The 25,270-nt window shown below is 62.3% G+C and carries 24 protein-coding genes; 12 read left to right on the forward strand and 12 right to left on the reverse strand.

Features of this window, described 5'->3' with window-relative positions; genetic code table 11:
- Nucleotides 1-8: 8 nt before the first annotated feature.
- A complete protein-coding gene (locus LMG28727_RS22720; RefSeq protein WP_201644565.1) occupies nucleotides 9-875 on the reverse strand; it encodes a LysR family transcriptional regulator in 867 nt (288 codons plus the stop codon).
- A 123-nt stretch (nucleotides 876-998) separates the two neighbouring features.
- On the opposite strand from LMG28727_RS22720, the gene LMG28727_RS22725 reads away from it, so the two are divergent.
- The 6 genes from LMG28727_RS22725 (at nucleotide 999) to LMG28727_RS22750 (ending at nucleotide 5,669) form a co-directional block, all read left to right on the forward strand.
- Nucleotides 999-1,943 (forward strand): AEC family transporter, encoded by a 945-nt coding sequence (locus tag LMG28727_RS22725; protein WP_201644566.1) that lies wholly within the window; start codon nucleotides 999-1,001, stop codon nucleotides 1,941-1,943.
- A 120-nt stretch (nucleotides 1,944-2,063) separates the two neighbouring features.
- Nucleotides 2,064-2,873: an AraC family transcriptional regulator gene (locus tag LMG28727_RS22730; protein WP_201644567.1), complete on the forward strand. Its 810-nt coding sequence runs from the start codon at nucleotides 2,064-2,066 to the stop codon at nucleotides 2,871-2,873.
- A 123-nt stretch (nucleotides 2,874-2,996) separates the two neighbouring features.
- Nucleotides 2,997-3,962, forward strand: a complete 966-nt coding sequence (locus tag LMG28727_RS22735; protein ID WP_201644568.1) for a quinone oxidoreductase family protein — start codon at nucleotides 2,997-2,999, stop codon at nucleotides 3,960-3,962.
- Nucleotides 3,963-4,025: 63 nt separating this feature from the next.
- Nucleotides 4,026-4,202 (forward strand): DUF1427 family protein, encoded by a 177-nt coding sequence (locus tag LMG28727_RS22740; protein ID WP_201644569.1) that lies wholly within the window; start codon nucleotides 4,026-4,028, stop codon nucleotides 4,200-4,202.
- Between the two features lie 172 nt (nucleotides 4,203-4,374).
- Entirely contained in the window at nucleotides 4,375-4,953 is a 579-nt protein-coding gene (locus tag LMG28727_RS22745) for a DUF4337 domain-containing protein (protein WP_201644570.1), read from the forward strand.
- A gap of 98 nt (nucleotides 4,954-5,051) precedes the next feature.
- Entirely contained in the window at nucleotides 5,052-5,669 is a 618-nt protein-coding gene (locus LMG28727_RS22750; RefSeq protein WP_201644571.1) for a LysE family translocator, read from the forward strand.
- 23 nt (nucleotides 5,670-5,692) lie between these two features.
- On the opposite strand, the gene LMG28727_RS22755 is transcribed toward LMG28727_RS22750, so the two are convergent.
- The 4 genes from LMG28727_RS22755 to LMG28727_RS22770 form a co-directional block, all read right to left on the reverse strand.
- Nucleotides 5,693-6,967 carry an RNA polymerase sigma factor gene (locus LMG28727_RS22755; protein WP_201644572.1) on the reverse strand — a complete coding sequence of 425 codons (1,275 nt, stop codon included), beginning with the start codon at nucleotides 6,965-6,967 and terminating at the stop codon, nucleotides 5,693-5,695.
- Between the two features lie 4 nt (nucleotides 6,968-6,971).
- Nucleotides 6,972-7,391, reverse strand: a complete 420-nt coding sequence (locus tag LMG28727_RS22760; RefSeq protein ID WP_201644573.1) for a VOC family protein — start codon at nucleotides 7,389-7,391, stop codon at nucleotides 6,972-6,974.
- Between the two features lie 89 nt (nucleotides 7,392-7,480).
- Complete coding sequence (locus tag LMG28727_RS22765) at nucleotides 7,481-7,894, reverse strand: YciI family protein (protein ID WP_201644574.1); 414 nt, start codon at nucleotides 7,892-7,894, stop codon at nucleotides 7,481-7,483.
- A gap of 154 nt (nucleotides 7,895-8,048) precedes the next feature.
- A complete protein-coding gene (locus LMG28727_RS22770; RefSeq protein WP_201644575.1) occupies nucleotides 8,049-8,402 on the reverse strand; it encodes a YciI family protein in 354 nt (117 codons plus the stop codon).
- A gap of 408 nt (nucleotides 8,403-8,810) precedes the next feature.
- On the opposite strand from LMG28727_RS22770, the gene LMG28727_RS22775 reads away from it, so the two are divergent.
- Nucleotides 8,811-10,766: a hypothetical protein gene (locus LMG28727_RS22775; RefSeq protein WP_201644576.1), complete on the forward strand. Its 1,956-nt coding sequence runs from the start codon at nucleotides 8,811-8,813 to the stop codon at nucleotides 10,764-10,766.
- 128 nt (nucleotides 10,767-10,894) lie between these two features.
- Here the strand turns inward: LMG28727_RS22775 and LMG28727_RS22780 are convergent, their stop codons facing one another.
- Nucleotides 10,895-11,368 carry a hypothetical protein gene (locus LMG28727_RS22780; RefSeq protein WP_201644577.1) on the reverse strand — a complete coding sequence of 158 codons (474 nt, stop codon included), beginning with the start codon at nucleotides 11,366-11,368 and terminating at the stop codon, nucleotides 10,895-10,897.
- Nucleotides 11,369-12,300: 932 nt separating this feature from the next.
- The gene (locus tag LMG28727_RS22785) at nucleotides 12,301-13,011 is read right to left on the reverse strand and encodes a TetR/AcrR family transcriptional regulator (RefSeq protein ID WP_201644578.1); all 711 of its coding nucleotides are present in this window, start codon (nucleotides 13,009-13,011) and stop codon (nucleotides 12,301-12,303) included.
- A gap of 167 nt (nucleotides 13,012-13,178) precedes the next feature.
- On the opposite strand from LMG28727_RS22785, the gene LMG28727_RS22790 reads away from it, so the two are divergent.
- The 3 genes from LMG28727_RS22790 (at nucleotide 13,179) to mhpA (ending at nucleotide 16,805) form a co-directional block, all read left to right on the forward strand.
- Nucleotides 13,179-14,027 carry a fumarylacetoacetate hydrolase family protein gene (locus LMG28727_RS22790; protein WP_201644579.1) on the forward strand — a complete coding sequence of 283 codons (849 nt, stop codon included), beginning with the start codon at nucleotides 13,179-13,181 and terminating at the stop codon, nucleotides 14,025-14,027.
- Nucleotides 14,028-14,100: 73 nt separating this feature from the next.
- Nucleotides 14,101-15,060: a VOC family protein gene (locus LMG28727_RS22795; RefSeq protein ID WP_201644580.1), complete on the forward strand. Its 960-nt coding sequence runs from the start codon at nucleotides 14,101-14,103 to the stop codon at nucleotides 15,058-15,060.
- A 104-nt stretch (nucleotides 15,061-15,164) separates the two neighbouring features.
- On the forward strand, nucleotides 15,165-16,805 hold the full coding sequence (mhpA, locus tag LMG28727_RS22800) for a bifunctional 3-(3-hydroxy-phenyl)propionate/3-hydroxycinnamic acid hydroxylase MhpA (RefSeq protein ID WP_201644581.1): 1,641 nt from the start codon (nucleotides 15,165-15,167) through the stop codon (nucleotides 16,803-16,805).
- A 111-nt stretch (nucleotides 16,806-16,916) separates the two neighbouring features.
- On the opposite strand, the gene LMG28727_RS22805 is transcribed toward mhpA, so the two are convergent.
- Both LMG28727_RS22805 and LMG28727_RS22810 read right to left on the reverse strand, forming a co-directional pair.
- Nucleotides 16,917-17,189, reverse strand: a complete 273-nt coding sequence (locus tag LMG28727_RS22805) for a DUF1488 family protein (RefSeq protein WP_201644582.1) — start codon at nucleotides 17,187-17,189, stop codon at nucleotides 16,917-16,919.
- Nucleotides 17,190-17,361: 172 nt separating this feature from the next.
- Nucleotides 17,362-17,745 (reverse strand): hypothetical protein, encoded by a 384-nt coding sequence (locus tag LMG28727_RS22810; protein ID WP_201644583.1) that lies wholly within the window; start codon nucleotides 17,743-17,745, stop codon nucleotides 17,362-17,364.
- A gap of 403 nt (nucleotides 17,746-18,148) precedes the next feature.
- Here LMG28727_RS22810 and LMG28727_RS22815 point away from each other — a divergent pair, with 403 nt between their 5' ends.
- Together LMG28727_RS22815 and LMG28727_RS22820 are read left to right on the forward strand one after the other, a co-directional pair.
- Nucleotides 18,149-18,622: a GNAT family N-acetyltransferase gene (locus LMG28727_RS22815; protein ID WP_201644584.1), complete on the forward strand. Its 474-nt coding sequence runs from the start codon at nucleotides 18,149-18,151 to the stop codon at nucleotides 18,620-18,622.
- 35 nt (nucleotides 18,623-18,657) lie between these two features.
- Nucleotides 18,658-19,008 (forward strand): DOPA 4,5-dioxygenase family protein, encoded by a 351-nt coding sequence (locus LMG28727_RS22820; protein WP_201644585.1) that lies wholly within the window; start codon nucleotides 18,658-18,660, stop codon nucleotides 19,006-19,008.
- An 85-nt stretch (nucleotides 19,009-19,093) separates the two neighbouring features.
- On the opposite strand, the gene LMG28727_RS22825 is transcribed toward LMG28727_RS22820, so the two are convergent.
- From LMG28727_RS22825 to LMG28727_RS22835, 3 genes are all read right to left on the reverse strand, one after another.
- Complete coding sequence (locus tag LMG28727_RS22825) at nucleotides 19,094-19,405, reverse strand: high-potential iron-sulfur protein (protein ID WP_201644586.1); 312 nt, start codon at nucleotides 19,403-19,405, stop codon at nucleotides 19,094-19,096.
- A 51-nt stretch (nucleotides 19,406-19,456) separates the two neighbouring features.
- On the reverse strand, nucleotides 19,457-20,146 hold the full coding sequence (locus LMG28727_RS22830; protein WP_201644587.1) for a nitroreductase: 690 nt from the start codon (nucleotides 20,144-20,146) through the stop codon (nucleotides 19,457-19,459).
- A gap of 105 nt (nucleotides 20,147-20,251) precedes the next feature.
- Entirely contained in the window at nucleotides 20,252-25,204 is a 4,953-nt protein-coding gene (locus LMG28727_RS22835) for a response regulator (RefSeq protein ID WP_201644588.1), read from the reverse strand.
- Nucleotides 25,205-25,270: the final 66 nt, after the last annotated feature.

A 25,270-nucleotide genomic window follows, 5' to 3' on the forward strand; every position in this document is an offset into this window, starting at 1 on the left:
CTGGCCCGTCAAGCCAACTCGAGAAACCGCGCCAGACAGGGATTGCGATTCGCCGGCGACCACGCCAGCACCTGCTCGATCAACGGTGCATCGACGAGTGGCCGGAACACAACGCCCGCGAGTTGCGCCTTGCGCATCGACGACGGCACCAGCGCGACGCCCACACCTTCATCGACGAGACTCAGCACAGTTTGCTGCAATTGCACTTCGAAGCGGATGTCCGGCTCGAAGCCTCCCGAGCGGCAATGTTCGAGGATCGTCGCGCGCAAAATTGGCGCGACCTCTTCCGAAGCCAGCACAAACGGCTCGCCCGCCAGCTGGCTGATCTTCAACCGGCGCGCACGCGCTCGCGGATGGTTGCGCGACAACGCTACACACAATGGCTCGGTCACGATGGTGCGGGTGGCGAGACTCCGGTCAGGCACGTTCGGGAACATGATGGCCGCGTCGATCTGACCGGCCAGCAATTGGGCGGCCAGATCGTTCGATACGACCTCGCGCAGATTTAGCGCGACCTCGGGATACGCGGCGCCGAACGCGCGTGCATAGCCGGGCACGACGTTGTACGCGGAACACATCGTGAAGCCGATCGCGAGCTTGCCCGCATCGCCGTGTGCGGCGGCCTGCGCGTTGCTGACCGCCTGTTCCACCGACGCGAGAATCGCCTTTGCGTCGGCATAAAAGCGCTCGCCGGCCGCGGTCAACGTCACACTACGCGGACTGCGCTCGATCAGCGTGACGCCGAGGCTCGACTCCAGCGCGGCGAGTTGCCGGCTCAACGGCGGCTGCGACAGATTCAGACGCGCCGCCGCGCGGCCAAAATGGCGCGTCTCGGCGAGTGTCACGAAGTAACGCAGCGGCTTGATATCGATCACGAAATCGTCCTCAGAACGACGATGCAAAAAAGGTATCGTCGGAGCCTTTAAACAGTATTTGATTGTATCAACGTAAGCCACTACGCTGGCGGCGTCGTCTATCCGCTCCTATTTCCTGCACCGATGTTAGCCACCCTCGAGATTCTGCTTCCCGTCTTCGGCCTGATTCTGGCTGGTTTTGCGTGCCGCCGCAGCGGCGTGCTCGGACCGAACTCCGCGTCGGAACTGAATCGATTCGTGGTCTGGCTGGCGCTGCCGGCGCTACTGTTCGACACGATGGCGCACGCCACCTGGCAGCAGCTGTATCAGCCAGCGTTCGTCGCGGCGTTTTCGCTTGCCTGCGTCGTGGTGTTCGTGCTGATCCTCGCGACGCGTCTGCTCAGCGGCCGTCATCTCGCCGACGCCAGCGTCGACGCAATCGCCGCGTCGTACCCGAACACCGGTTATATCGGCTTTCCGCTCGGCCTGATCGCGTTCGGCCCGGCCAGCCTGACGCCGACCACGATCGCAACGATCCTCGTTGCGTGCGTGCTGTTCGCGTTGGCGATCGTGCTGATCGAAGTCGGCTTGCAAACCGAGCGCACGCCGCACAAGCTCGGCCTGAAAGTGCTGGGCTCGCTCGCGCGCAATCCGCTGATCGTGTCGCCGATTGCGGGCGTCCTGTTTGCCAGTCTGCATGTCGCGTTGCCATCGAGCGCGGAAACGTTTCTCAAGCTGCTGATGGGCGCGGCAAGTCCGTGCGCGCTGGTGAGCCTCGGCCTGTTTCTCGCGGAAAAACGGCCGGTCGAGCCAGGTACGGGCGGCATCTCGCTGCTGCTGACCGGCGTCAAGCTGGTCGTCCAGCCGGCGCTGACGTGGTGGCTCGCGGCGCGCGTGTTCGGGCTTCCGTCCACCATGGTCGAGATGGCGGTCGTGCTGGCCGCGCTGCCGACCGGCACCGGTCCGTTCATGCTCGCGGAGTTCTACCGGCGTGAAGCGCAGATCACGTCGCGGGTGATCCTGCTGTCGACGATCGGCTCGGTCGTCACGTTGTCGTTGCTGCTGATGGTGATGGGACATCGAACCTGAAACGGCCGGTTGCTGCGGCGCGCGGGAGTCGCAGCACTTCCACGGGTCGCGCTATGCTTCGTTCACGGACCGCCTGGGTCCGCGACTTCTGACACCACGCGAAGCGCGTCCCGACCCGCCGTGCCCAAAGCCCGCCCTCCCGAACTCGATGACGCCGCCGATGCCCGCTCGCTAGCGCGGCATTATCCGCGCGGGCTGCGCATCGATCCTCATTCGCATACCTGGGCACAAGTGCTTTACGCGGTGTCGGGGGTAATGTGGGTCGAGGTCGGCCGCGAAGCGCTGGTGGTGCCGCCGCAGCGCGCGGTCTGGCTGCCCGCGGGCACGCTTCATTCCATCCACATGATGAGCGACGTGGAGATGCGCAATATCTATTTCCACGAGCGTACTGTCGGCCACCTGAGCCGGCGCTGCGATGTGTTCGAGATCAATGGCCTGCTGCGCGAACTGATTACATCGATTGCGGAACACGAGAGCGCGCACGCTCGCGATCAGAACTATCTCGACACCGCGTATCGTCTTGCAATGCTGGAGCTAACTCACGCGCCGCGCTCGTCCCTGCGCATCGCGCTGCCAGATGCATCGGACCGGCGGCTCGAAGCGTTGTGCCGCGCGGTGATCGCAAACCCGTCGATTGCGATCAGCTTCGAGCAACACGCGGCGTCCGTTGGCGCGAGTGTGCGGACGCTGGCGCGGCTTTTTACACGCGAACTGGGCGTCGGCTTCGCGGAATGGCGACGTCAGGTGCAACTGGCAGTGGCCGTTTCAGGACTGGCCGAAGGACGGTCGGTGAGCAGCATCGCGCGTTCGCTCGGTTTCCAGCCGAGCAGTTTCAGCGACATGTTCCGGCGTGAACTGGGCGCGCCGCCGACCGGCTTCGATCCGGGCGGTACGCTGAGCGAGGGGGCGCCGGCCCGCCTGGCCGAATAGTCTGGTTTGTCCGATATTCGAAAGCCTTTGTCTTAATTCCTTTTTCTCTGTCATCTAGACTTACGCTCAATCCACCGCACTTGTGCGGCCCGGCATCTACCGATCTCTCAGGAGCGACGCACGATGAAAGCGATTCAGTTCAAGTCTCCCGGCAGCCCCGACGTGCTCGACTACGTCGACCTGCCGACTCCACACGCCGACGCGGATAACGCCGTCGTGCGCGTCATGGCGGCGTCGGTCAATCCGAGCGACGTCAAAAACGTCTCCGGACACTTCGAACACACGACCTTGCCGCGCATACCGGGCCGCGACTTCAGCGGCGTCGTGGTAGACGGCCCGCAAGCATGGCTCGGCGCCGAAGTGTGGGGCACCGGCGGCGACATCGGCTTCACGCGCGACGGCACCCATGCCGAGTTCATCAAGATTCCGCTCGCGGCGCTGTCGCGCAAACCCGGCACGCTGAGCCACGCCGCCGCATCCGCGATTGGCGTGAACTTCGTGGTTGCGTGGCTCGGCACCGTCGAGTACGCGCATCTGCAAGCAGGCGAGACGATCGCGGTGATCGGCGCGGGCGGCGGCGTCGGCGGCGCGGTCGTGCAGATCGCGAAAGCGCGTGGTGCGCGCGTGATTGCTGTCGACCGTCATCCACTTGACCGTGCTACGCCAGCAGGCCGTCTGATCGACGATTACGTGCCGTTCGACGAACACGTGACCAACCGCCTGCGTGCTTTGACCGGCGGCGACGGTGCGGACGTGGTGTACGACACCGTCGGCGGCGTGGCATTCGAAACCGCGCTGAGTCTCGTCAAACGCCGTGGCCGGGTGTTGGAAATCAGCGGGACGGGCAAGCGCCGGGTCGAGTTCGACCTGATCGACTTCTATCACAACGAGACCCAATTGCTCGGCGTGGACAGCGCGAAACTCGGTGTCGCGGAATCGGCGCCCTTGATGACGGCGCTGGTCGAAGGTTTCGAGAGCGGCAAGCTGACCGGGCCCGCCATCGCAGAGGAATTTCCGCTCGAACGAGCCCGCGACGCGTATCAGGCCGTGGCGGCCGGCACGCGCGGCCGCGTCGTCATCCGGATGTAATTGCCAACGCGAACGGCGGGCGTGACGCGTCATCGCCCGTCGTCTGAAAGGGATACACCGAACATGAAAGCGTATCTGGTCTCTCTGGCCGCCGGCGTGGTGGTCGGGTTGATTTATAGCGTGATGGAAGTGAAATCGCCCGCGCCGCCCACCGTCGCGCTGGTCGGTTTGCTCGGCATGCTGGCGGGGGAACATGTGATTCCGCTGGTACGAACCTGGCTCGCGGCGGGGATTCATTGAAGGCGACGCAAAGCGTCGTCCCATTGAACCACCATGACAATCCGTTCTCCAACCCGCAGCTTTTCCATCCACGGTGCTCACACGCTAAGATTGAGCCCCGCCGGACTCGCGCGCGCGACACATTGCGTGCGCGCACCCCGGCGACAAGAAAAGCATTGCCTCGGAGAATCGGATGTCTGAAGAATACGAAGTGCACGGTCTGCACGACCATGCCGTGGAACACGCCGGCCACCACGACGCGGACCCGTTTGCGAGCCGCATGGCCGTGATGACGGCGATCCTCGCGACGATCGGTGCGTTGTGTGCCTACCAGAGCGGCAACGCCGAAAATCTGGCGCTGTTCTACAAGAACGAAGCTGCGATCAAGAAGACCGAAGCGTCGAACCAGTGGAACTACTATCAGGCCAAAGGCGAGAAGGAAAACCTCGCGGAACTCGGCGCGGCGTTGTCGGCGAACAATAGCGAGGCTCACGCCAAATTCCTCGCCGACGTCGACAAATACACGCAGCAGAAAGCGCCGATCCGCGCGAAGGCCGAAGCGATCGAGAAAGAGGTGCTGGCCAGCGACGCCCAAAGCGAAGCGCTGCTGCACGGCCACCATCGCTGGGCGCAAGCGACCTTGCTGATCCAGGTCGCGATTGCGCTGTGCGCGATCACCTTGCTGACCCGCAAGAACTGGATGCGCAATCTGTCGTTCGGGGTCGCGGCAGCGGGCGTGGCCACTGCCGCCGTGGCGTTTTTCGGCATTTAGAATTTCCCCGCTGACGCTGACGCTGACGCTGACATTGACCCGCACGCGCAGTGGCCAAATGCACCGCACCGTGGCGGGTCCGACATAAGGAGTGTCCTGTGATCGATGGTTCTGCCGTTCTCGGCGTTTTCTCCGTGTACATAGCCGGTGTGGTGATTCCCGGCCCCAACTTCGTCGCAGTCGCGCACAAGGCTGCGTCCGCCACCCGAGTCGAAGCACTCGCCGTGGTCGCCGGCATCGTGCTGGTCAATCTGTTCTGGGCAAGTTGCGCGATTCTCGGCGTGGGCATCGTGTTCGCCGCGTTTCCGTGGCTGGCGCTCGCGGTGAAGGTGGCGGGCGCCGCGTATCTGATCTGGTTCGGCGGACGCTTGATCGTCAACGCGTCGGCAGGCAAGCCGGTAACGAGCGTCAACGCGCCCGCAGGCGGCTTCCGTCAGTCGTTCGCGCAGGGCTTTGCGACCAACATCGCGAATCCGAAGTCGATGGCGTTTTTTGCCGCCGTGTTTTCGTCGGCCGCACCCGCGCACGTGAGCGTCGGCACGTTTGCCGCGATGCTCGGCATGGTGTGCGTGACGGCGGGTAGCTGGTACGGATTCGTCGCGCTCACGTTGTCGCATTCGCGGATCGCATCGGCGTACCGGCGCAGCAAGGCGTGGGTCGATCGTATATGCGGCGGCTTGATCGTCGCGTTGGGCGTGCGTCAACTGATCCGCTAGTCAACGCAGCACGCTTTGACGGCTCAATGCTTGAGCTCGCGTACGCGTTCGAGCAGCAACTCGCGTTCGCGCGCATTACGCGTCATCGAAGCGGCGCGCTCGAACTCGCCGCGCGCTTCGTCCACACGACCGAGCTTGACCAGCAAGTCGCCACGCACGCTTGGCAACCAGTGGTAGTTGGCGAGTGCGGGATCGGCGGCCAGCGCGTCGACGATCTCAAGACCCGCTGCCGGTCCGAACGCCATTCCCACCGCCACCGCGCGATTCAACTCGACCACCGGCGACGGCGCGACTTGCGACAGCGCGTCATATAACGCAACGATCTGCGCCCAGTCGGTATCCTCAGCGCGACGCGCGCGTGCGTGACACGCGGCCAGCGCGGCCTGCAACGCATAGGGACCGCTCGCGCCGCCGAGCGTGTACGCGTTGCCGAGCGCGGCCAGGCCCCGGCGAATCAGCAACGGATCCCATCGGCTGCGATCCTGGTCGAGCAACAGCACCGGACGACCCTGTGCGTCCGTGCGCGCATGCATGCGCGACGACTGAATTTCCATCAACGCGACGAGGCCATGCACCTCGCTTTCGTCCGGCACGAGACCGCTGAGTACGCGCCCCAGCCGCAACGCTTCCTCGCAGAGCGCGGGACGCATCCAGTCGTCGCCGGCGGTCGCCGAATAGCCTTCGTTGAAGATCAGATAGATCACCTGCAATACCGACGCAACGCGCGGCGCCCGCGCATCCGCCTGCGGTACGTCAAACGGCACTTTCGCCGCCGACAACGTGCGCTTGGCCCGCACGATTCTTTGCGCGATGGTCGGCTCGGGTACGAGAAACGCACGGGCGATTTCGTCGGTGGTAAGGCCGCCCAGCAGGCGCAGCGTGAGCGCGACCCGCGCATCGGTCGATAAAACCGGATGGCACGCGGTGAACACCAGCCGCAACAGATCGTCGCCGATGTCGTCGGCATGCGCGGCGTCGAGTGCATCGACGAAATCGGGCACGAGATGCGCTTCCTGTGCGTCGAGGTCGTGACCGAGTTCTTCGCGTTTGCGCGCATGCAGCGCTTCCTGGCGCAAGCGGTCGAGCGCGCGGTTCTTCGCCGTCGTCATCAGCCAGGCCCCCGGGTTGTCAGGCACGCCCGCGTCGGGCCAATGTTCGAGCGCGGCCACCAGCGCGTCCTGCGCCAGTTCCTCAGCCAGCCCGACATCGCGCACGATCCGCGCAACGTGGGCGATGACCTTGGCGGATTCGATCCGCCAGACTGCCTCGATGGCACGATGAGTGGCCGGTATGGTCACTGCGTTAGCCTGCCGTCTGAGCCGCTGCCCGCGCACTCTGATCCATATGGATCAACTCCCAGATATGGCCGTCGACATCCTCGAAGCCGTGCCCGTACATGAAGCCGAAGTCCTGCGGCGCGCGCGGCACCGAACCGCCGGCAGCGAGCGCCTTCGCGACCAGCGCATCCACCTCTCCCCGGCTTTCGCACGACAGCCCGACCAGCGCCTCGGTGCTTTCCTGCGGATTGCACAGTGACTTACGGGTGAAGGACTTGAACAGATCCTTGACCAGCAACATCGCGTAGATGTTGTCGCCGAGGATCAGACAGGCCGCCTGTTCATTGGTGAACTGTGCGTCGAAGCTGAAGCCGAGCGCGCTAAAAAATGTCTTCGAACGCTCGAGGTTGTCGACGGCGAGATTGACGTAAATCTGGTTGTGCATGATGGAGCCCATTGATCGGTTAGTGCGCCGGACGGTCGACGTACAACGCAACACGCCGCCCTGGTCGCCTCGGTCGCCTGCCAACGCGCTCAGCGCCGGGACGCTTCAAGGTCACGGAACCGCTCGATCTCCGGGCCGGACTCGAAGTCGTCGAGTTCGAATAGCTGACGCACTTCGATTTCCCCATCGGCGTGCTCGCCGAATGGCGCGGGGAAGCGCCGCGCCCATTCCATCGCTTCCTCACGCGAGCGCACCTGGATCAGCGTGTAACCGGCGAGCAGTTCGCGAGTCTCCGCAAACGGACCGTCGACCACAGTGCGCTTGCCGCCGCTGTAGTGAATGCGCCAGCCTTTCGAACTCGGCTGCAAACCGGTTGCGTCGAGCAACACGCCCGCCTTCGCCAGTTCCTGGTGGTACTCGCCCATGGCGGCGATCAGCGACACTTCGGGCATCTCGCCGGCCTCACTGGCGGCCGTCGCTTTTACGAGGATCATGAATCGCATCGCCACCTCTCCTTGTCGTTGTGAAGGAAACGCCGCGCCCGTTGGCCGGCTTCCTATTCACACGACGAGCGGTGCGCGACCGGATCGACATAGGGACCGATAGACGCGGGAAAACCCTGACCAATCGATAGCCGCTCAATCTCCATGCATGCGTCTACAAGAAACACGGCCCGAGCTTGCGGACTTCGACCGTGCACCACGCAGCCGCCGGACACGCCTGCGCGATCTCAACGGCTTCCTCACGGGTTTCGCACGTAAGCAGAAAAAAGCCGCCGATCATTTCCTTCGCTTCGGCGAAAGGTCCGTCGAGCAATTTGGGCTGGCCGTCGCGAACCTGCACCCGCACGGCGTCATTCTGGGAAGTGAGCGATTCGACCGCGAGCAGTTTGCCGCGCTCTTTCAGATCGGCGGAAAAACGAACCATCTGGTCGTAGAGTTCGCGGCCTTTGGCCTCGCCGCGTTCAAACCGTTGATGGGTCGGCTCGACGATGAGCAGCATGTAAGACATGGCGTCTCCGATTAATCGCGCCGTTAAAGCGAACGTCCGGCGGGAGCCGGCCCGCAACAGCACGCTGACGGCGACTGGGCGAAAGCCAGTCTAGCAAGCGTTGCTGGCTCCGGCAAACCTCACGCGCCGCTTCAACGTGTTTCTTACGGAGACTCGTTATGCTCAATGACACTGCATATTTACATTGGCTGTCCGACACAATAACGCCGCTTTCAAGTATTCTCCGAACTCGCTAAAGCCCGCCGCGACCATGCCGCTTTATCGTTTAGTCACGAGATAATCCGCTTTCCGACCGACCGCGCAGCGCGGTATAGCCGGGCAGCTTTTTCGGCAAAATCTGCCGGTATTAATGTCATTCAACACGTCATCCAACACGCGATTCAAATAATCCGAGTATCGGGGAAATTCATGCATCGATCGTCAGTGCGCACCGGCATCGCAGCCGCCGTGGCTTTTGCCTTTTTGCAGCTCAGCGGTTGTAGCGGCGACAGTTCCGGCTCGACATCGTCGGGTTCGTCGACTGTCACGACGACCTCGGTCAGCGGCACGGTGGCGACGGGCGGCCCGCTGGTTGGCGCGACCGTCACGCTGACCGATTCGACCGGCACCCAGGCCACCACCACGACCGACACCAACGGGGCCTACACGATGTCGGTGAAGGGCATGAGCGCGCCATTCCTGATCGTCGCCACCGATGCACGCGGCATCGCGGCGCCGCTGTCGACGGTGCTGGCCCAGTTGCCCAGCAAGGCAACGGCCACCGCCAACGTCACGACGTTGACCACCGCGCTCGCTGCAATGCTGACCGCGTCGGGCAATCCTGCCGACCTGGCCACCACCGCCACGCTCGCGGCGGTGACCTTGCCGTCCGTGCAGATCGCGACCATCACGCTCGATACCATTCTTGCGAAAATTTTCACGCAGAACGGCATCGCGTCGGCGGGTTTCGATCCGATCGGCACGGCGTTCACGCCGAATCACACGGGCGCGGATGCGGTGATCGACACGGTATCGGTTGTCAGGGCAGCTAACGGCGGCTCGATGCTGGTGTCGAACGCGGCGCCGGGTACCACCATCGCATTGAACAGCAAGACCAGCTCGTCGGTGACACTCGCAGCGCCGAGCGTGGCCGCCAATTACCTGGAGCCGCTTGCTTCGCTGCTGACTGCCTGCGCCGCGAACGGCGCGCTCAGTACGGCGTGCTCGCCGGCCATCGACTCCACGTTCCTCGAAAACGGTTCGGCCGATCTCGCCATTGGCCACGCTTCGACGGACACGGCCTTCACCGGCGCCGTTTTCGGCTCGCCGAAAACGCTGGCGTTCTTCACGAGCAACGGCAAGCAGCTTGCGCTCGTGCAATTGCCGTTCACGCTCGCGAGCGGCACCACCGGCGTGCTCTACAGCATCGCGCAACCCCTCGCGACGCCGGTCACGCTCGCAAGCGGCACGCAACTGACCTGGGACCTGATCGGCAACCAGTCGCAATTCGCGGTGGCGATCAGCTCGCAGATCCAGCGCCGCACGTTCCTCGATACGAAGTTGAGCGACGTGAACCGCTACGAATCCGGCCTGGCAATTTCGATTCCGACGGCATTGAATCCGACAGTCTATTCGGCTTCGGTGACGGGTCCCGGTCTGGCGGCGCCGGTTTGGCTGATGCCGCGCATCGCGCTGGGCAGCAGCACGCTGGGACTGTCGGACGCCACGTTGAGCGCAGCGCCGGTGTCGCCGGCTACGACCACGAGCAATACCGAGTTGTATCGCTGGTCATGGGAATCGTTGTCGACGACGGCAAGTTTCGCCGCACCGACGACGAGCGGCTCCTACGCACCGCAAGCCGTCGACGCAAGCACGGTACCGCTCTATTCGAGCTACACCGTGACCTTCTACGACAGGAACGGCGCACAACTGGGCCAGTCGTCGATCATCAACCCGGGCAGTCCGCTGAATGCGGTAGCGGGCAGCACGGTCGAATGGCCGACGCTGCTGTCGGATATCGCCACCGCATTTCTGACGCCGACCGGTTCATTGGCCGGCACGCAGTACGCGATGAGCCTCACGTGGTCGAGCCTCGTGAACGGCGCGGACATCGCGTATCCAGTGACGTCGTTGCAGATTCAGGCGTCTGCTGTCGCAACCGGCGGCTCGACGTCGCAGGTCAACGGCTTCTTCGTTGGGCAGCCGAACAACACCACGACCGGGCAGTATCAGGCCACGGTGAGTGCGGGCGTCAATTCCCAGGGCGTGCAAAGCTGTACGAATTGCCCGTTCCCGGCGCTGACGTCAGGTGGCTCGCGAGTCGTGCAGTTGGGTGGCGGGCAGAACGGCGTCGCGTACTACGACATGACGCAGTACAACGATTGACGGGTTGATCGGCTACGACGGTGGCTGGATCCGAAAACGATAAACGCCCCACATGTGGGGCGTTTATCAATAGTGCGTTTGAAACGGCATCACCAATGCAACTGACGTAGCGCACACACCTCCGCGACTCAGACCACCGCTTCGGCAATCGCCTGCACTTTCGCGGACCGCATCAAACCTTCGATCATTTTCGCTTCGGCGCTCGCGATTTCGCTCAACGATGCCATGGACAACTGGCCGTCGAGAATCGCCAACCCCGTGCAAAGATGGACATAGTCGCTTTCTTCCAGGGCCCAGAGGCCGCCATCATGTTCACGCGCGTCGAGTCGAACCATCGCCGCATGTGCGCTTTGAATGTCGGCAAGATAGTCTTCACCCAGCCCGAGTCTCGCCAATTCCTGCGACACCAGTAAATGCCGGCTCAACGTGGTGTGCAAAGTGCGCGAACCGTGGCCGTGCCGGAACGCGTCGAGTGCGCTATAGCACTGCATCAGCATGGCCGAGGTGACGGGTTCGTGCGACGTGCTGCTGTAAGTCAATGCCCGCAACAGCGGGGACATGGCCGGCTGATGGTGCTTGCGGACTCGCGATTTACTGGACATAGGCTTCAGACTCCTTCTCTAACTCTCAGCATCGTCATGCAGACTCCGGTAGCTGCCGGTGGTTTCCGATGACAAACGCCGCCAATGCGCGACGGCTCTGGCCTCTAATGTGAGTCCGTGAAGCCGCCGTGGCAAGCAACTTTTAATACCGGCGTGAGCAATCGAACGTTGCCTTGTTCCCGTTTCGCGCCCGGCATGTTGCGATTCGCGACCGGACAATGACTGTCGATCCGCGAGGCTCAGTGTCTGTATATCGGCGCGGTTGCGCCAAATACAAGCCATCCAATGTATTTCGGCGAAAAAAAACCCTGTTCCCGTGAGGGAACAGGGTCTGACAGGATGGAACAGTCGTACTCGCGCGTGGATGCTTGCCGACCTATGACCACCAAAACCAAACAAAGCTGTTGCAACTTGAAACCACGAATGCAATGACTCTTACTCACTGAACTACTGGAACAGCTATTACCTGAACGACTCATACTGCTGCTCTAAAAATGCTACGGCTACTACTTTTACTGCGACCCCTACTGCATAAAACGTCATTACCAGAGCTACTTCTCACTGCTGTACTTCACGTAACAGCCCGGTCCCTCGCCTTCAACTACCCCTGGCTGCAAACCCCTTCTGATTTCGCGCCTATTACATGGATTGCGCGTTATTTGCATTGCTTCTACTTCCTACTGCGTTACTGCCCTGCCGCGTTCAATACCCGCGGCAAACTGCCATCAACGGTACGGTTCAAAACAACGCGGGGGAAGACCGCGTCGATGGAGCTCGGTGATTTGTCGCGCCATGGAAAACAGTTTATGCGCGAGGTCTCAAATGCAATTGGGCGAAGCGAGGGAGTTTGGCGGGTTAATTTGACGAATGGGTGTAACAGCGCGATTTCGTCAGACGAGAATCGCGTGCGTGACTTGATGAAGTGCGAACGATTACTGTGGCAGCGCGTGGCCGGCCACTTCAATGCCGCGGCCGATGCGCTCGAAAATGACGCCGCGTGGTTCGGGACAGTCGGCGATAGGCGCATACGCGAGTTCGCGTGCTTCCTGCGCGGCGATACCGAAAGCCTGGAGTAGCGCGTACATCGACTGCTCGGTGTAATCGGGCGGCGCCTCTTCGGACAACAGCGTTTCAATGCCGTAGCGAATGGAGCCGAGCGCAATATCGCGCGCGACCACGACGTCGGCGACATGAAAACGGCCGGCGTCGATGGCGAGTTTCAGATCGCGAGTCAGATATTCGTCGAGCAGACGTCCGCGTGAGCCGCGCTTCGTACCGACGCGCGTAATGAACGCGCCCCACAGCGGATAGCGAAACGCCATCTGCATATACAGCCTCGAACCGACGGCGACGCGCTGCGCCGGGTCGTCGATGGCGCGCACGATCGGATCGATCACAGCCAGCACCTCGTCGCTGCTGTCGCCAGCGACGGCGGACAGCAGTTCGGCTGTCGTGCGGAAGTAGTTGTAAAAGGTGCCCCGCGCGACCCCTGCCGCCGCGATGAAGTCGTCGATCATCGGCGCATCCGGCCCCTTCTCGGCGAACACGCCCAGCGCGCTCTCGATCAGGCGATTGCGAGTCTTCTCACGACGCAACGCCCCCACCCGCGTCCGATGATTTTCAACTGGCTCTTGCTCTTGCATGTTCGATATCCCTTGATTGACAAGGATTTTACACGCTGGTGCCTGCGGGTTTGTCCTGGGCTTATTCATGTTGACGATTTCGTCATTATCACTAGAATACGAAATGACAAATGTGTCAATTAGAGCTCGAAGGCCCGGAAGGTCGCGGGAAACATCAGGAGGCAGCAATGCGGTTCGTCAGTTTTGAAAAGAATGGAAAGGCGGTGCTCGGTATCCGCGACGGTGAACAGGTGCGCGTGCTGGGCGAAGAAACGCTCGAATCGCTGCTCACACGTGGCGTCGATCTGTGCGCTTATGCGAAGGATCACGCGAGCGACGAGAAGGTCGCGGCCAACGGATTGAAGCTGCTGCCGCCGCTGCAACGCCCACCGAAGATCATCTGCGTCGGGCTGAATTTCGCGGACCACACGTCGGAAAGCAAATACGAGCAACCGGATTACCCGACGCTGTTTTTCCGCGTCCACACGAGCCTCATCGCGCACGAACAGCCGATGGTCCGTCCGGCAGTCAGCGACTCCGAAGGGCTGGACTACGAGGGCGAGATCGCCGTCGTGCTCGGCAAGGGCGGCCGTCATATCACGAAGGACGATGCGCTGTCGCACGTGGCCGGTTACTCGGTCTTCAATGACGGCTCAGTGCGCGAGTATCAGTTCAAGACGCCGCAATGGACCGTCGGCAAGAACTTCGACGGCACGGGCGCGTTCGGCCCCGACCTCGTCACCGCCGACGAACTTCCGCCTGGCGTGAAGGGCTTGCGCCTTGAAACGCGGTTGAACGGCGAAGTCGTGCAATCGGCGAGCACGGACGAGATGGTGTTCGACGTACCGACGCTCATCAGCATCATCAGCGAAGCGATCACCCTGGAAGCGGGCGACGTGATCGTCTCCGGCACGCCGTCGGGCATTGGTTGGGCGCGCACGCCGAAGCTGTTGATGAAAGCGGGCGACGTCTGCGAAATCACGGTGGAAAAGATCGGCACACTGACCAACGTGATCGTCGACGAAGTTAAAGGCTGAACGGCGCACCCGGCGCATTGAAGCAAAGCCGGCCCAAGAGCCGGCGCATCGTTTCCTATTCGTGGAGGCAGACATGTCCCATTCAGCAGCCGTTCGCCCCGCTGCGAGTGTTCATTCAATCGACCACTTCGCGCTCAACGTTCCTTCCGTCGACGAAGCCGGGCGCTTCTTCAGCGCCTTCGGCCTCGATGTCGCCGCACGCGGCACCGGCGATGCACGCGAACTCGAACTTCGCGCAGCGGACGGACATCGTTGGGGGCGCATCTTGCCGGCCGACAAAAAATCGCTCGCGTATCTAAGCTTTAACTGTTTCGCAGACGACCTCCCCGCGCTCAAGTCACAGGTTCAGGCTAACGGCGCATCGATCATCAGTGATCCTCTGCATGATACAGCGGGCTTCTGGTTTCACGACCCGGATGGCAATCTGGTTCAGGTAAAAAGCGGCCCAAAGACCAGTCCGTCAGAAAAGACGCCGAGCGTGATAACCGGCAGCGCTGCGGACGCACGCGGCTCACACACGCGATCCGCGTCGAAGCAGGTTAAACCGCGCCGCCTGACGCACGTCCTGCTATTCACCCCCGATGTACTCGGCGCACTCGATTTTTACTCGCGCGCATTGGGTCTCCGGCTTTCGGACAAATCGATCGACATCATCGCGTTCACGCATGCGCCGCACGGCAGCGATCACCATCTCGTCGCGTTTGCGAAAAGCAACGCACGCGGCTGGCATCACTCGGCATGGGATGTCGAGAACGTCAACATGGTTGGCGAGGGCGCATCGCAGATGCACGCCGCCGGCTTCAGCAAAGGCTGGGGCACTGGAAGGCACGTGCTTGGCTCAAACTACTTTCATTATGTGCAGGATCCGTGGGGCTCGTTTTGCGAGTACTCGGCGGACATCGATTTCGTTTCAGCGGGACATGTATGGCCTGCGGGCGACTTTCCACCAGAAGACTCGCTTTATCTGTGGGGTCCTGAAGTGCCGGCCGACTTCATCCACAACTACGAAGCATCGGCCCCGCCGCTGAGCTGACGCACGAGGGCTGAACCCCCTCTTTCCTCTTCGTTGTTTTTATCGAATGGCAGCCGGACGCACTGGCGCCAGGGCACAACTCGTTTCCTCGCAGGTGAACTCAAATGGCTGAACAGAAACTACTTGATGTCGTCATCGTAGGCTATGGTCCCGTGGGACAATCGCTGTCGATTCTTCTCGGCGAACGCGGGTACCGCGTTGCGGCGTTCGACCGGTGGCCCGCGCTCTATCCGCTGCCGCGCGCCGTGTTTCACGATCACGAGATCCGCCGCGTCTTTCACGCGATGGGGCTCGGCCAGGACGTCGAGAAAATCTCGCAACCGTCGGCCACTTATCAATGGTTCAACGCAGAATGGAAGACGCTGGTCGAGATCGACTGGTCGGCGGAATCGATCAGCGATGGCCCGGTCGGCTATCTGTTCAATCAACCGTCACTCGAAGCGCTGTTCGACAGCAAGGCGAAGTCGTTGCCGACCGTGTCGGTGCAACAGGGCTGGGAAGCGACCGCCGTGCATCAACATACCGACTACTGCGAAGTGAGCTTGCGCGAAGGCACGATGGTGGACGGCACGTGGACGCCAACCGGCAATACGCAAACCGTGCGAGCCCGTTACGTGGTCGGCGCGGACGGCGCGAATAGTTTCGTGCGCAAATCGGCGGGCATTGCCGTTGACGACCTCGGGTTCCAGGAAGACTGGCTCGTGATCGATCTGAAGCCGAACGAAGGCGTGAAGCTCGATGTGCCGGACATCGGCCAATGGTGCAATCCGGCACGCCCCACGACAATGGTGCCCGGTGGTCCAGGCTTGCGGCGTTGGGAATTCATGCGCTTGCCGCATGAGTCGCTCGACGATCTGCAAAAGCCGGAGAAAGTGTGGGAGCTATTGTCGCCGTGGGTCACGCCCGCCGACGCTACGCTGGTCCGTCACGCGGTCTACACGTTCCGCTCGCTGCTCGCGAAGAACTGGCATAGCGGCCGGATCGTGCTGGCCGGCGACGCCGCTCACCAGATGCCGCCGTTCATGGGCCAGGGCATGTGTTCGGGTCTGCGCGATGCGTGGAATCTCGCATGGCGTTTCGACCTGATTCTGCGGGGGATTACGTCACCGGGTCTGCTCGAAAGCTACACGCCGGAGCGTCGTCCGCAGGTGCGCGCGGTGATCGAGGCGTCGATTGCGATGGGTCAGGTCGTATGCATTTCCGATCCTGTGCAGGCCGCTCGCCGCGACGCCGCCTACCTCGCTGGCGACGTGCCGCCGCTGCCGCCCTTCCCTGGCCTGAGCGGAGGACTCATCTGCACGCACCAGCCGTTTTCATGCGATACACCAGCGGGACTGCTGAGCGTACATGGCCAGATCCGAACCGGCGACGCCACGTCGCGTTTCGACGATGCGATGCCGAATGGCTTTCACGTCATCACACTCGACGCCGATCCGGCTCATTATCTCGACGCCGCTTCGCAGAATGCGCTGGAGCGGATTGGCGGCCGCGCAACCGGCATGACAACAGATGCGGCCAAAGCGGTGGCGGGCCACATCCTGCTGGACGCAAGCGGCAAGTACCAGCGCTTCTTCGATGAACACGGCGTGAAGGCGATTATCGTGCGGCCCGATTACTACATCTTCGGCGCGGTAAAGGATCTGGCGGATCTGCCAGCCTTGCTCGGCGATCTGACCTCGCGGCTGGGTGCCGACTTGGACACGCTTACAGCACACGCGCGATCTGGTGAACAAGCATTGGCTTGAATAGCAGCGGCCCGCAATAACGGACCGCCACTAGAAAACACGGCAACAGTCATGCGAGCGACGGTACGACGACCGTCGCTCGCTCAATGCCACACACGCGAACCCGCAACATTAACCACGCGCAGCGAAATCGCTGATTGTCAGCAAAACTTTTTCGCCGGGCCGCGCCAGCATTTTTCTTTCAGCGACTGCGGTGATGCGCTTGCGCCCATCCGCGAACGCCTTGAGGATGCGTGCCTCGGCGGCGCCGCGTTGCAGCCAGAAGTGCTGTTCCAATGCCTCGCGCGTCACCGCGCATTCGAGATCCCGTCCGCGCGCAGAAAGCTGGAAAATCACCGCGCGTCCATCTGCCGAAACGCTAGGCTCAAGCTCGATCATCTCCATGGCTCACCTCACTTAATTCACAAAAAAACTGCCCGCCGTGTAGAACGAACGTCGCCGGATAATCTGAATATAACCGCAGTCCGTCCATCGGATTGTGTCGGCCGACACATTACGCGTATTGCGTTATGGGACTTGCCAAATGCCGCATCCAGCGGCTTATCAGGCACGGCCACTACGCTATGGCGTGCACTCGCAGACCGGCGAAGTCGTCAGCGGCCTGATGCAGGACTCCCCGGTTGACCTCGCGCGTGGCGCCACGGGTGGGTTCATCAGCAGGCTCATAAACCGATACACGTTCCGGAGCGCTCAGCCAGCGCGGGCGCTGTGCGCAAAAGTCAGTCAATAGCACGCTCAAGCCGTCGGTCGTCGCTTGCGTCCCACGGCACACGCCGCGCGCGGTGGCCGACATCGCCAGCCACGAATGCGGCGGCCGCAATTCATGGCAAACGCCGCGGGCATTGGCAAAACGCAAACAGCCGGTGTCAGGATAGAAGACAAGCGTGACGACCTCGCCATCGACTTCGCGCGTGACAGTGTGTGGTTTCGTGTTCAGCATTTTTCGTTTTTATGCAGGGTTGGCCCCGTTTCCCGGAGGGACGACGTCTCGCGCGCAACACCTTTGACCTGCGCGCTTCAGCAAGACGCGAGTAGGGCAAAAGCAAAGCACATGCCAACGTGTCAGCGGGGTATCGCACTGGACTTCGTAATCTGAACGCAACCGCTCGCCGCATTGCCTTCGACAACCCGCAAACGCAGAGCGCGCCTGATGTGACGCATGCCGATGCATGCCGAATGCCGGTCGAATGGACATCCGGCGGGAACGGCGAGCTAGCGCGTTGAACCCGCGGGTGGCGAGAGCGAAACATGAGCACGTGGTAAAAAAGCACCGACAACACGACAATTCACGACCATTCTTACTAACCGGGGCGGGCCAGTCCCGCACCGGAAACGCCTTCGACATGACCAGCCAGAAGCCCACCTTAACCCTGCGCCCGGCTCTAGCCGCTGACGAGGACTTCCTGTTCGCGCTGCGCAAGGCCACGATGACGGAGTACCTGACGCGCGTCGGCGAACCGGCCGACGACGCCGCGCATCGCGCGCGTCTGCTGCATCGTTACGACACGGCGCAGGTGATATGCATCGACGGCACGCCAGCCGGCTTGCTGAAAGCGCACCGCACCGACACCGAGTGGGTCGTCGTCCAGATACAGGTTTTGCCAACGCTACAAGGGCGCGGCATTGGAGAGCGTGTGCTGCATCGTGTGTTGCGTGCCGCTCAGGCCGACGCGTTGCCCGTCACGTTGAAGGTGATCAAAGGCAATCCCGCGAAACGGCTGTACGATCGACTTGGCTTCGAGATCGTCGGCGAAGATGACATACAGTTTTACATGAGGCGCGCAGTGCGCACGTCGACGGAAACTGAAGCAGAATGAATGTCGGATAAAGCCAGATAGACAACGGACCTTGTATGACTCTTCGCGATACCTCTGCCATCGAAAGTTGGCACGCTCATATTTATTTCGACTCGACCAGCCGCGACGCTGCCTGGGCCTTCCGCGAACAGATCGAGACTTATTGGCGCGACACACTGCTGATCGGCCGCTTTCATGAACGACCGGTCGGGCCGCATCCCATGTGGTCGTATCAGCTCGAATTCACGCAAGCGCAATTTACGGACGTGGTGGGTTGGCTGACGCTGAACCACGGCGCGCTCGATATTTTTATGCACCCGAATACCGGCAACGCGTTACGCGATCATCGCGATGCGGCTGTCTGGATCGGCCGCTCGCATGAGTTGGTGTTGAAGGTGTTTGGCTAATTCTGCTGCGACGACGACGTGGGCGCTATGGCGTCCCGCCACGCGCCGCCGCCAGTCACCCACGGCTAATCACATCGTCAAATCGTCACATCGTCGAATACGAACTGCACCAGCCACGCGCCGCGACCTGCTTCGTGCCGAACAAGGTGCAGCCACCATACGCATCGGTAGCTTTGCCCTGAAACAGCGAGCAACTGGCGCAAGTTTGCCCTGCTACGTAGCTGGGAAACTTCGCCTTATCGACCTTCGACGCATCTTCTTTATAGCCGACCGCTTGCGCTGCGGGATCGGATTCGCTGAGCGTGTTCGCGGTGTCGGCGAAAGCGCCGTTAGACAGAACGAGCGATGAGCCAAGGCTCGCACCCAGCATCAGAAATTGACGGCGCGATGTTTTCATATTGGTCCGAGGGAATGTGGGGCGTGGCGATCGCACGCAAACAGGTTCTGGTTATTCGAGGAATCGCGCGAACCGTTCCACCGGTTCACGCTCGGTGCGCAGCGTGTTGACGAGCGCGTGTTCGTCGGCGTAACCGAGCGACATGCCGCACACCAGTTGCTCATTGTCCTGCAGTCCGAGGTGCTCGCCGATCACCTGATGAAACTGCGTGAACGCGGCCTGTGGACAGGTATCGAGTCCACGCCCGCGCGCGGCTGTCATGATCGCCTGGACGAACATGCCGTAGTCGAGCCAGCTGCCCCGTTCCAACCCACGGTCGATGGTGAAGAACAAACCCACGGGCGCGCCGAAGAAGCGGTAGTTCTGCGCATGCTGTTCATGCATACGCGCCTTGTTGCCCTTTTCGATGCCCAGCAGCCCGTACAGATCCCAGCCCACCTTGCGGCGCCGGTCGATATACGGCGACACCCAGCGCTGCGGATAGTACCGATATTCCTCCCGATACAGCGCGTCGCGCTGCGGATCGTTGTATGCAGCGACGAGGCTACGCGAGAGATGCACGAGCGACTCGCCGGTCACCACATAGACCTTCCACGGCTGCGTATTGGTGCCCGACGGTGCGCGGCTGGCGGCTTCGAGAATCGCTTCGATGTCGGCGCGCGGCACCGGCGTGGGAAGAAATGCGCGGATCGAACGTCGCGTGACCAGTGCGGCGTCGACGGGATTGGCAGGGGTGGTCATCGGCAGAGTCCGCCAGGGCCTGGCGCGTAGCAGTTTGCGAGGATTCTAGCGCGAGCGGCTGAGGTTCCGCTCGCAATCCTGCAAGGTGCCGTGCAGCCCGACGACTTAGCTTTGCGGCGTGTTCAACGCGTCGATCAGATTCATCAGTTCGTAGGGTTTGCGCAGCGAAATGGCGTGCGGTAAAACTTCGCGTTGCTCGGGTGTCAGCACAAGATCGTAGCCCGTCAGAAAGATCACCCGCAGATCGGAGCGTTCGCGGCAGACGTCCATTGCCAGATCGACGCCTGATTTGCCCGCCAGGCCCACGTCGGTCAGCATCACATCGATCGCGTGTTCGCTGAGTATTCGCTTCGCGTCCTGCTCGCCTTCGGCTTCAAAAATGTCGAAGTCGAACGTGCGCAACAATTCCGCAGTACTCAAGCGGATCAATTCATCATCTTCCACCAGCAAAATTCGCATGCGTGCCTCTGAGGTAAAGCTGTCGGCACTCGCCGACGTAAGCGGTGGATCAATCTGCAAACGTTCCTGCTCGACTTCGGCAAGCTCCGCAGCCTGGGGATTCTGCGTTTGCAATACATAGCGGACCTTGCGCGCCAACGCTTCGTGCGTGTATGGCTTACTGAGCAATTCGATGCCTTCATCGAGTCGCCCGGAATGCACGATCGCGTTGTCCGTATAGCCCGACGTGAACAGCACCGCAATCGTCGGCAAACGCTCGCGTGCCTTGCGTGCGAGTTCGGGACTACGCAACGGGCCGGGCATGACTACGTCCGTGAAAAGCAGGTCGATCGGCACGCCGCTTTCGATAATCGCCAGCGCGCTTTGCGCATCTTTCGCTTTCAGCACGCGATAGCCGAGGTCGGACAACATTTCGACCACCGTGGCGCGGACCTCCTCGTCATCCTCGACGGCCAGGATCGTTTCCGTGCCGCCCTTCGCGGGACCGGCATCGATGTTCGTTTCGAGATCTTCTTCCTGCCGAACCCGCGGCAGATAAATGCGGATCGTGGTGCCGTGCCCCTGTTCGCTGTAAATTTTCACATGCCCGCCGGACTGCTTGACGAACCCGTACACCATGCTCAAGCCGAGCCCCGTGCCCTGGCCTTCCGGCTTGGTCGTGAAGAACGGCTCGAACACACGCTCACGGATTTCCGGCGCCATGCCGGCCCCGGTATCCGTGACCGCGAGCATCACGTATTGCCCCGGCGTGACTTCGCCGTTGCGTTTGGCGTAAACATCGTCGAGCGCGGCGTTGCCGGCTTCGATCGTGAGCCGGCCGTGTCCGCTCATCGCGTCGCGCGAATTGATCGCCAGATTGAGCAGCGCATTCTCGACCTGGAACGGATCGACCAGCGTATTCCATAATCCGCCCGATACGATGGTCTCGATTTCGACACCATCGCCCAGCGCGCGCCGCAGCATATCGTCGAGACCGCGCACGAAGCGGCCCAGGTTGACGACCTTCGGCGCCAGCGGCTGGCGCCGCCCGAACGCGAGCAATTGCGAAGCGAGATTGGCGCCACGCGCGACCCCGGCGAGTGCATTACGCACCCGTTGCTCAGGTTTCTCGGACCCGGCCACGTCTTTAGCAAGCAGTTGCAGATTGCCGCCGATCACTTGCAGCAGATTGTTGAAGTCATGCGCAACGCCGCCTGTCAGCTTGCCGATCGCTTCCATCTTCTGCGCCATGCGCAACGCTTCTTCCGCGTGATGCAGCGCCTCGGTGGTTTCCTTGTCGGCGGTGACATCGCGGCCCACGCCGTGAATGCGCTCGCTGTCGGGGTCGAGTGCGAGCGTCCACGCCACCCAGCGCCACGTGCCGTCAATTCGCTTGAAGCGGTTTTCATAGCGCACCGGCACGCCCGTGCGGCGCAGTTCGGCCAGATGCATGCTGACGATGCCGATGTCGTCGGGATGAACCAGATCGGCATACGAACGCGACTTCAGCCAGTGCAGATTATGGCCGAGCATGCTGCTCCACGAGGGGCTCACGCGCTGCAAGCGTCCTTCGACATCGGCCACTACCAGCAGGTCTTCGCTCAGTTCCCACAGACGGTCGCGATCCGCCACCGTCTCGATCACGCGACGCTCCAGCGTCTCGTTCAGATCGCGCAACGCATCCTGCGCCTTGCCGCGCTCGGCGATTTCCCGTTGCGCGGCCTCGTACAGACGCGCGTTGTCGATCGCAATCGCGGCCTGCGCGGCGATGCCCGCCACGATCCGCTCGGAACGTTCGGTGAATACACCGGCTTCCGGATGCCCGAAAAACAGCCCGCCCACCACTTCGCCACCGCGCGATTGCACTGGCGCCGCCAGATAGCTGCGCACTTTCAGATGACCCTTGGGCATGCCGCGATGCGGTGCGTTGTGCCCGTAACGCGGGTCCTGGGTGATGTCGTCGGAACGCACGATACCTTCGCCCATGAAGGTGGGGGCGAACACGGCCGTGTTGCGCGGCATCGGAAACCGTTCGAACGAATCCTGGGGTATGCCGGACAGCGTGTACAGCATGTAGCTGCCGCCCTGGTCGTCGAGGACGTTGTAGAAGAAAGAACCGAATGCCGCGCCGGTCAGTTCCGTCGCGGCGTCGGTGACGATCTGCACTGCGCGCTTGAGGTCGAGTTCAGCGGCCACGGTCGCGCCGACGCGGTTGAGAATTTCGAGCGTGCGCGATTCCTCGCGCAGCTTCATCTCGGTCTCACGGCGCAAGCGCGCGAGTTGCAGATTGCCGGCCACGCGCGCCAACAGTTCGCGCGCTGAAAACGGCTTGGTCAGGTAGTCGTCGGCGCCCTGCTCGATTCCGTCGACGCGGGCCTCTTCGCCCGCGCGCGCCGACAGCATCACGACCGGCGTCTCGCGCAATACAGGATCGGCGCGCAATTCACGCAACAGTCCGAAGCCGTCGAGGCGCGGCATCATCACGTCGGACAGCACCAGATCGGGCGGCTCTGCGCGGGCCGCCGCGAGCGCTGCTTCGCCGTCGGTGGCGACACGTACGTGGTGGCCTGCGGCGCGCAGAATCCGGCTCATGTAGTCGCGCAAATCGGCGTTGTCGTCGACGACCAGCAGCCGCGCCGGCTCGGCAGATGCGCCTTCGGGCCTGGTTTGCCCTGAGGGCTCCGGCGCGTTCTGCGCCGCTTCGTCGGCGAAGATTTCGTTCTCCGGGCTCCAGCGCAACGCGGCGTCGACATAGGTTCGCGCGTGCTGGCTCATCGCGGCGTGCACGGCTTCGTCGTCGGTCTGCGGCAACACGGCGACGCGCGGCAACGCGACGGTGAAGCACGCGCCCTTGCCCGACTCGCTGTCGACCCGCACGCTGCCGCCATGCAGTTTCACCAGCTCCTGCACCATCGCAAGTCCGATCCCGCTGCCTTCGACGGAACGGCCGGGCGCACCCGCCACGCGGTGAAAGCGCTCGAACAGACGCGGCACTTCTTCCTGCGCAATACCGATACCGCTATCCGTCACGCTGACTTCGACGCCGCCGTCGTCAGCCGCGCGCACCGCGACCCGGATCGTGCCGAAGAACGTGAACTTGTACGCGTTCGACAGCAGGTTCATCACGACCTTTTCCCACATCTCACGGTCGATCCGCGCAATGATGGGTGTCGGCGGAATGTCCAGTTCGAGCTGCAGTCCGGCTGCCTGGATCGCCGACTCGAACAGCGACGCGAGTTCGGCGGTAAACGACGCGATGTTGGTGGGCTGCGTATGAATCTGCATGCGCCCCACCTCGATTCGCGAAAAATCGAGCAGCGCGTTGACGAGCTTCAGCAGACGCAAGCCATTGCGATGCGTGATCTCGATCAGCGCGCGGTCATCGAGACCGGTGTTGCGGGCGCGATCGTCAGCGTGATCCGCGAGCTGCGGCTTGGCGAGCAATTCTTCGAGCGGGCCGAGCATGAGCGTCAACGGCGTGCGGAATTCATGGCTGATGTTGGAGAAGAACGTCGTCTTGGCAAGATCGATTTCCGCCAGCGCTTCCGCGCGCCGCCGCTCTTCTTCATAAGCCTGCGCGTAACCGATCGCCGCGCCGATCTGGCCAGCGGCCAGAGTCAGAAAACTGCGGTACGCATCGTCAAACAGACGGCAGGGATTCAGACCCGCGATCAGCACCACGGCATGCGTCGTGTCACTTCCCGGCGACACCGGCAGGATCACCGCCTGTTCCGGTGCGATGTGCCACGGGCCGCTCGGCAGCGCGGCACCAAAGCGCCCGGTCAGATCGCGCACGAGCTGCGGCGCCGCAATCGTAAACACATCGGCGACCGGCCACAGCGAGCCGTCATCCAGACGCATCGACTCGGGCGCGCCGGGATGCCCTGGCTCGATGCCACAGGTGCCGACCAGCGTCGCCGTATCGCTGCCGGGAGCGGCCGCATACAGCAACGCAAAAGGCAGGTCCTGCGGATTGGTGCACAACGCTGCCGCGCTCAGTTGACACGCGTCGCGCCAGTCGCGCCCATCGGGGCTGGCCGCCGCGAGTTCCTTGAGCAACGCGAGTTGGCGCTCGCCGACCACGCGCACGGTATCGTCGCTGTTCGCGCAGATAATGCCGCCGGGTTCGCCGTCGTCGCCAGGAATCGGGCTGTACGAGAAGGTGTAATACGTCTCCTCGGGAAAGCCGTTGCGCTCCATGATGAGCAGCTTCTGCTCGACGAAAATCCCTTCGGCACCGGCCAGCGCGGTGTTCAACAGCGGCTCGATGTCCGGCCAGATTTCGCGCCACACGGCGTGCGTAGGCTGACCCAGCGCAACGGGATGTTTGCCGCCAATGATCGATTTGTAGGGATCGTTGTAAAAGTACAGTAATTCTTTGCCCCAGCCGATCCAGATCGGTTGCCGCGACGTGAGCATGATGCGGATCGCGATCTTCAACCCTTGCGGCCAGCTTTCGGGTTCACCGAGAGCTGTCTGGCTCCAGTCATAGGCGCGGATCAATGCGCCCAGTTCGCCGCCGCCGGCAAGAAAAGACGGCACGCCGAGGCCGACGGGCGATACATCCGACAGGAAGCGGTCCGGCTCTTTCAACGCGATCTCCTTCACGCGGGGGGTCATAGTCGTCGTGCGGGGTCGCTGTTGCAAAAGCGGTGCCCGGCTCACACGGACCACTAACGATAACGA

This window comes from Paraburkholderia metrosideri, from assembly GCF_904848625.1.
Taxonomy (GTDB): Bacteria; Pseudomonadota; Gammaproteobacteria; order Burkholderiales; family Burkholderiaceae; genus Paraburkholderia; species Paraburkholderia metrosideri.

Bases quoted from the DNA above. Each gene is read 5' to 3' on its own strand.
- LMG28727_RS22725 (WP_201644566.1), top strand. From the start codon at position 999: ATGTTAGCCACCCTCGAGATTCTGCTTCCCGTCTTCGGCCTGATTCTG.
- LMG28727_RS22735 (WP_201644568.1), top strand. From the start codon at position 2,997: ATGAAAGCGATTCAGTTCAAGTCTCCCGGCAGCCCCGACGTGCTCGAC.
- LMG28727_RS22740 (WP_201644569.1), top strand. From the start codon at position 4,026: ATGAAAGCGTATCTGGTCTCTCTGGCCGCCGGCGTGGTGGTCGGGTTG.
- LMG28727_RS22745 (WP_201644570.1), top strand. From the start codon at position 4,375: ATGTCTGAAGAATACGAAGTGCACGGTCTGCACGACCATGCCGTGGAA.
- LMG28727_RS22760 (WP_201644573.1), bottom strand. From the start codon at position 7,391: ATGCACAACCAGATTTACGTCAATCTCGCCGTCGACAACCTCGAGCGT.
- LMG28727_RS22765 (WP_201644574.1), bottom strand. From the start codon at position 7,894: ATGCGATTCATGATCCTCGTAAAAGCGACGGCCGCCAGTGAGGCCGGC.
- LMG28727_RS22770 (WP_201644575.1), bottom strand. From the start codon at position 8,402: ATGTCTTACATGCTGCTCATCGTCGAGCCGACCCATCAACGGTTTGAA.
- LMG28727_RS22775 (WP_201644576.1), top strand. From the start codon at position 8,811: ATGCATCGATCGTCAGTGCGCACCGGCATCGCAGCCGCCGTGGCTTTT.
- LMG28727_RS22780 (WP_201644577.1), bottom strand. From the start codon at position 11,368: ATGTCCAGTAAATCGCGAGTCCGCAAGCACCATCAGCCGGCCATGTCC.
- LMG28727_RS22785 (WP_201644578.1), bottom strand. From the start codon at position 13,011: ATGCAAGAGCAAGAGCCAGTTGAAAATCATCGGACGCGGGTGGGGGCG.
- LMG28727_RS22790 (WP_201644579.1), top strand. From the start codon at position 13,179: ATGCGGTTCGTCAGTTTTGAAAAGAATGGAAAGGCGGTGCTCGGTATC.
- LMG28727_RS22795 (WP_201644580.1), top strand. From the start codon at position 14,101: ATGTCCCATTCAGCAGCCGTTCGCCCCGCTGCGAGTGTTCATTCAATC.
- mhpA (WP_201644581.1), top strand. From the start codon at position 15,165: ATGGCTGAACAGAAACTACTTGATGTCGTCATCGTAGGCTATGGTCCC.
- LMG28727_RS22805 (WP_201644582.1), bottom strand. From the start codon at position 17,189: ATGGAGATGATCGAGCTTGAGCCTAGCGTTTCGGCAGATGGACGCGCG.
- LMG28727_RS22810 (WP_201644583.1), bottom strand. From the start codon at position 17,745: ATGCTGAACACGAAACCACACACTGTCACGCGCGAAGTCGATGGCGAG.
- LMG28727_RS22815 (WP_201644584.1), top strand. From the start codon at position 18,149: ATGACCAGCCAGAAGCCCACCTTAACCCTGCGCCCGGCTCTAGCCGCT.
- LMG28727_RS22820 (WP_201644585.1), top strand. From the start codon at position 18,658: ATGACTCTTCGCGATACCTCTGCCATCGAAAGTTGGCACGCTCATATT.
- LMG28727_RS22825 (WP_201644586.1), bottom strand. From the start codon at position 19,405: ATGAAAACATCGCGCCGTCAATTTCTGATGCTGGGTGCGAGCCTTGGC.
- LMG28727_RS22830 (WP_201644587.1), bottom strand. From the start codon at position 20,146: ATGACCACCCCTGCCAATCCCGTCGACGCCGCACTGGTCACGCGACGT.
- LMG28727_RS22835 (WP_201644588.1), bottom strand. From the start codon at position 25,204: ATGACCCCCCGCGTGAAGGAGATCGCGTTGAAAGAGCCGGACCGCTTC.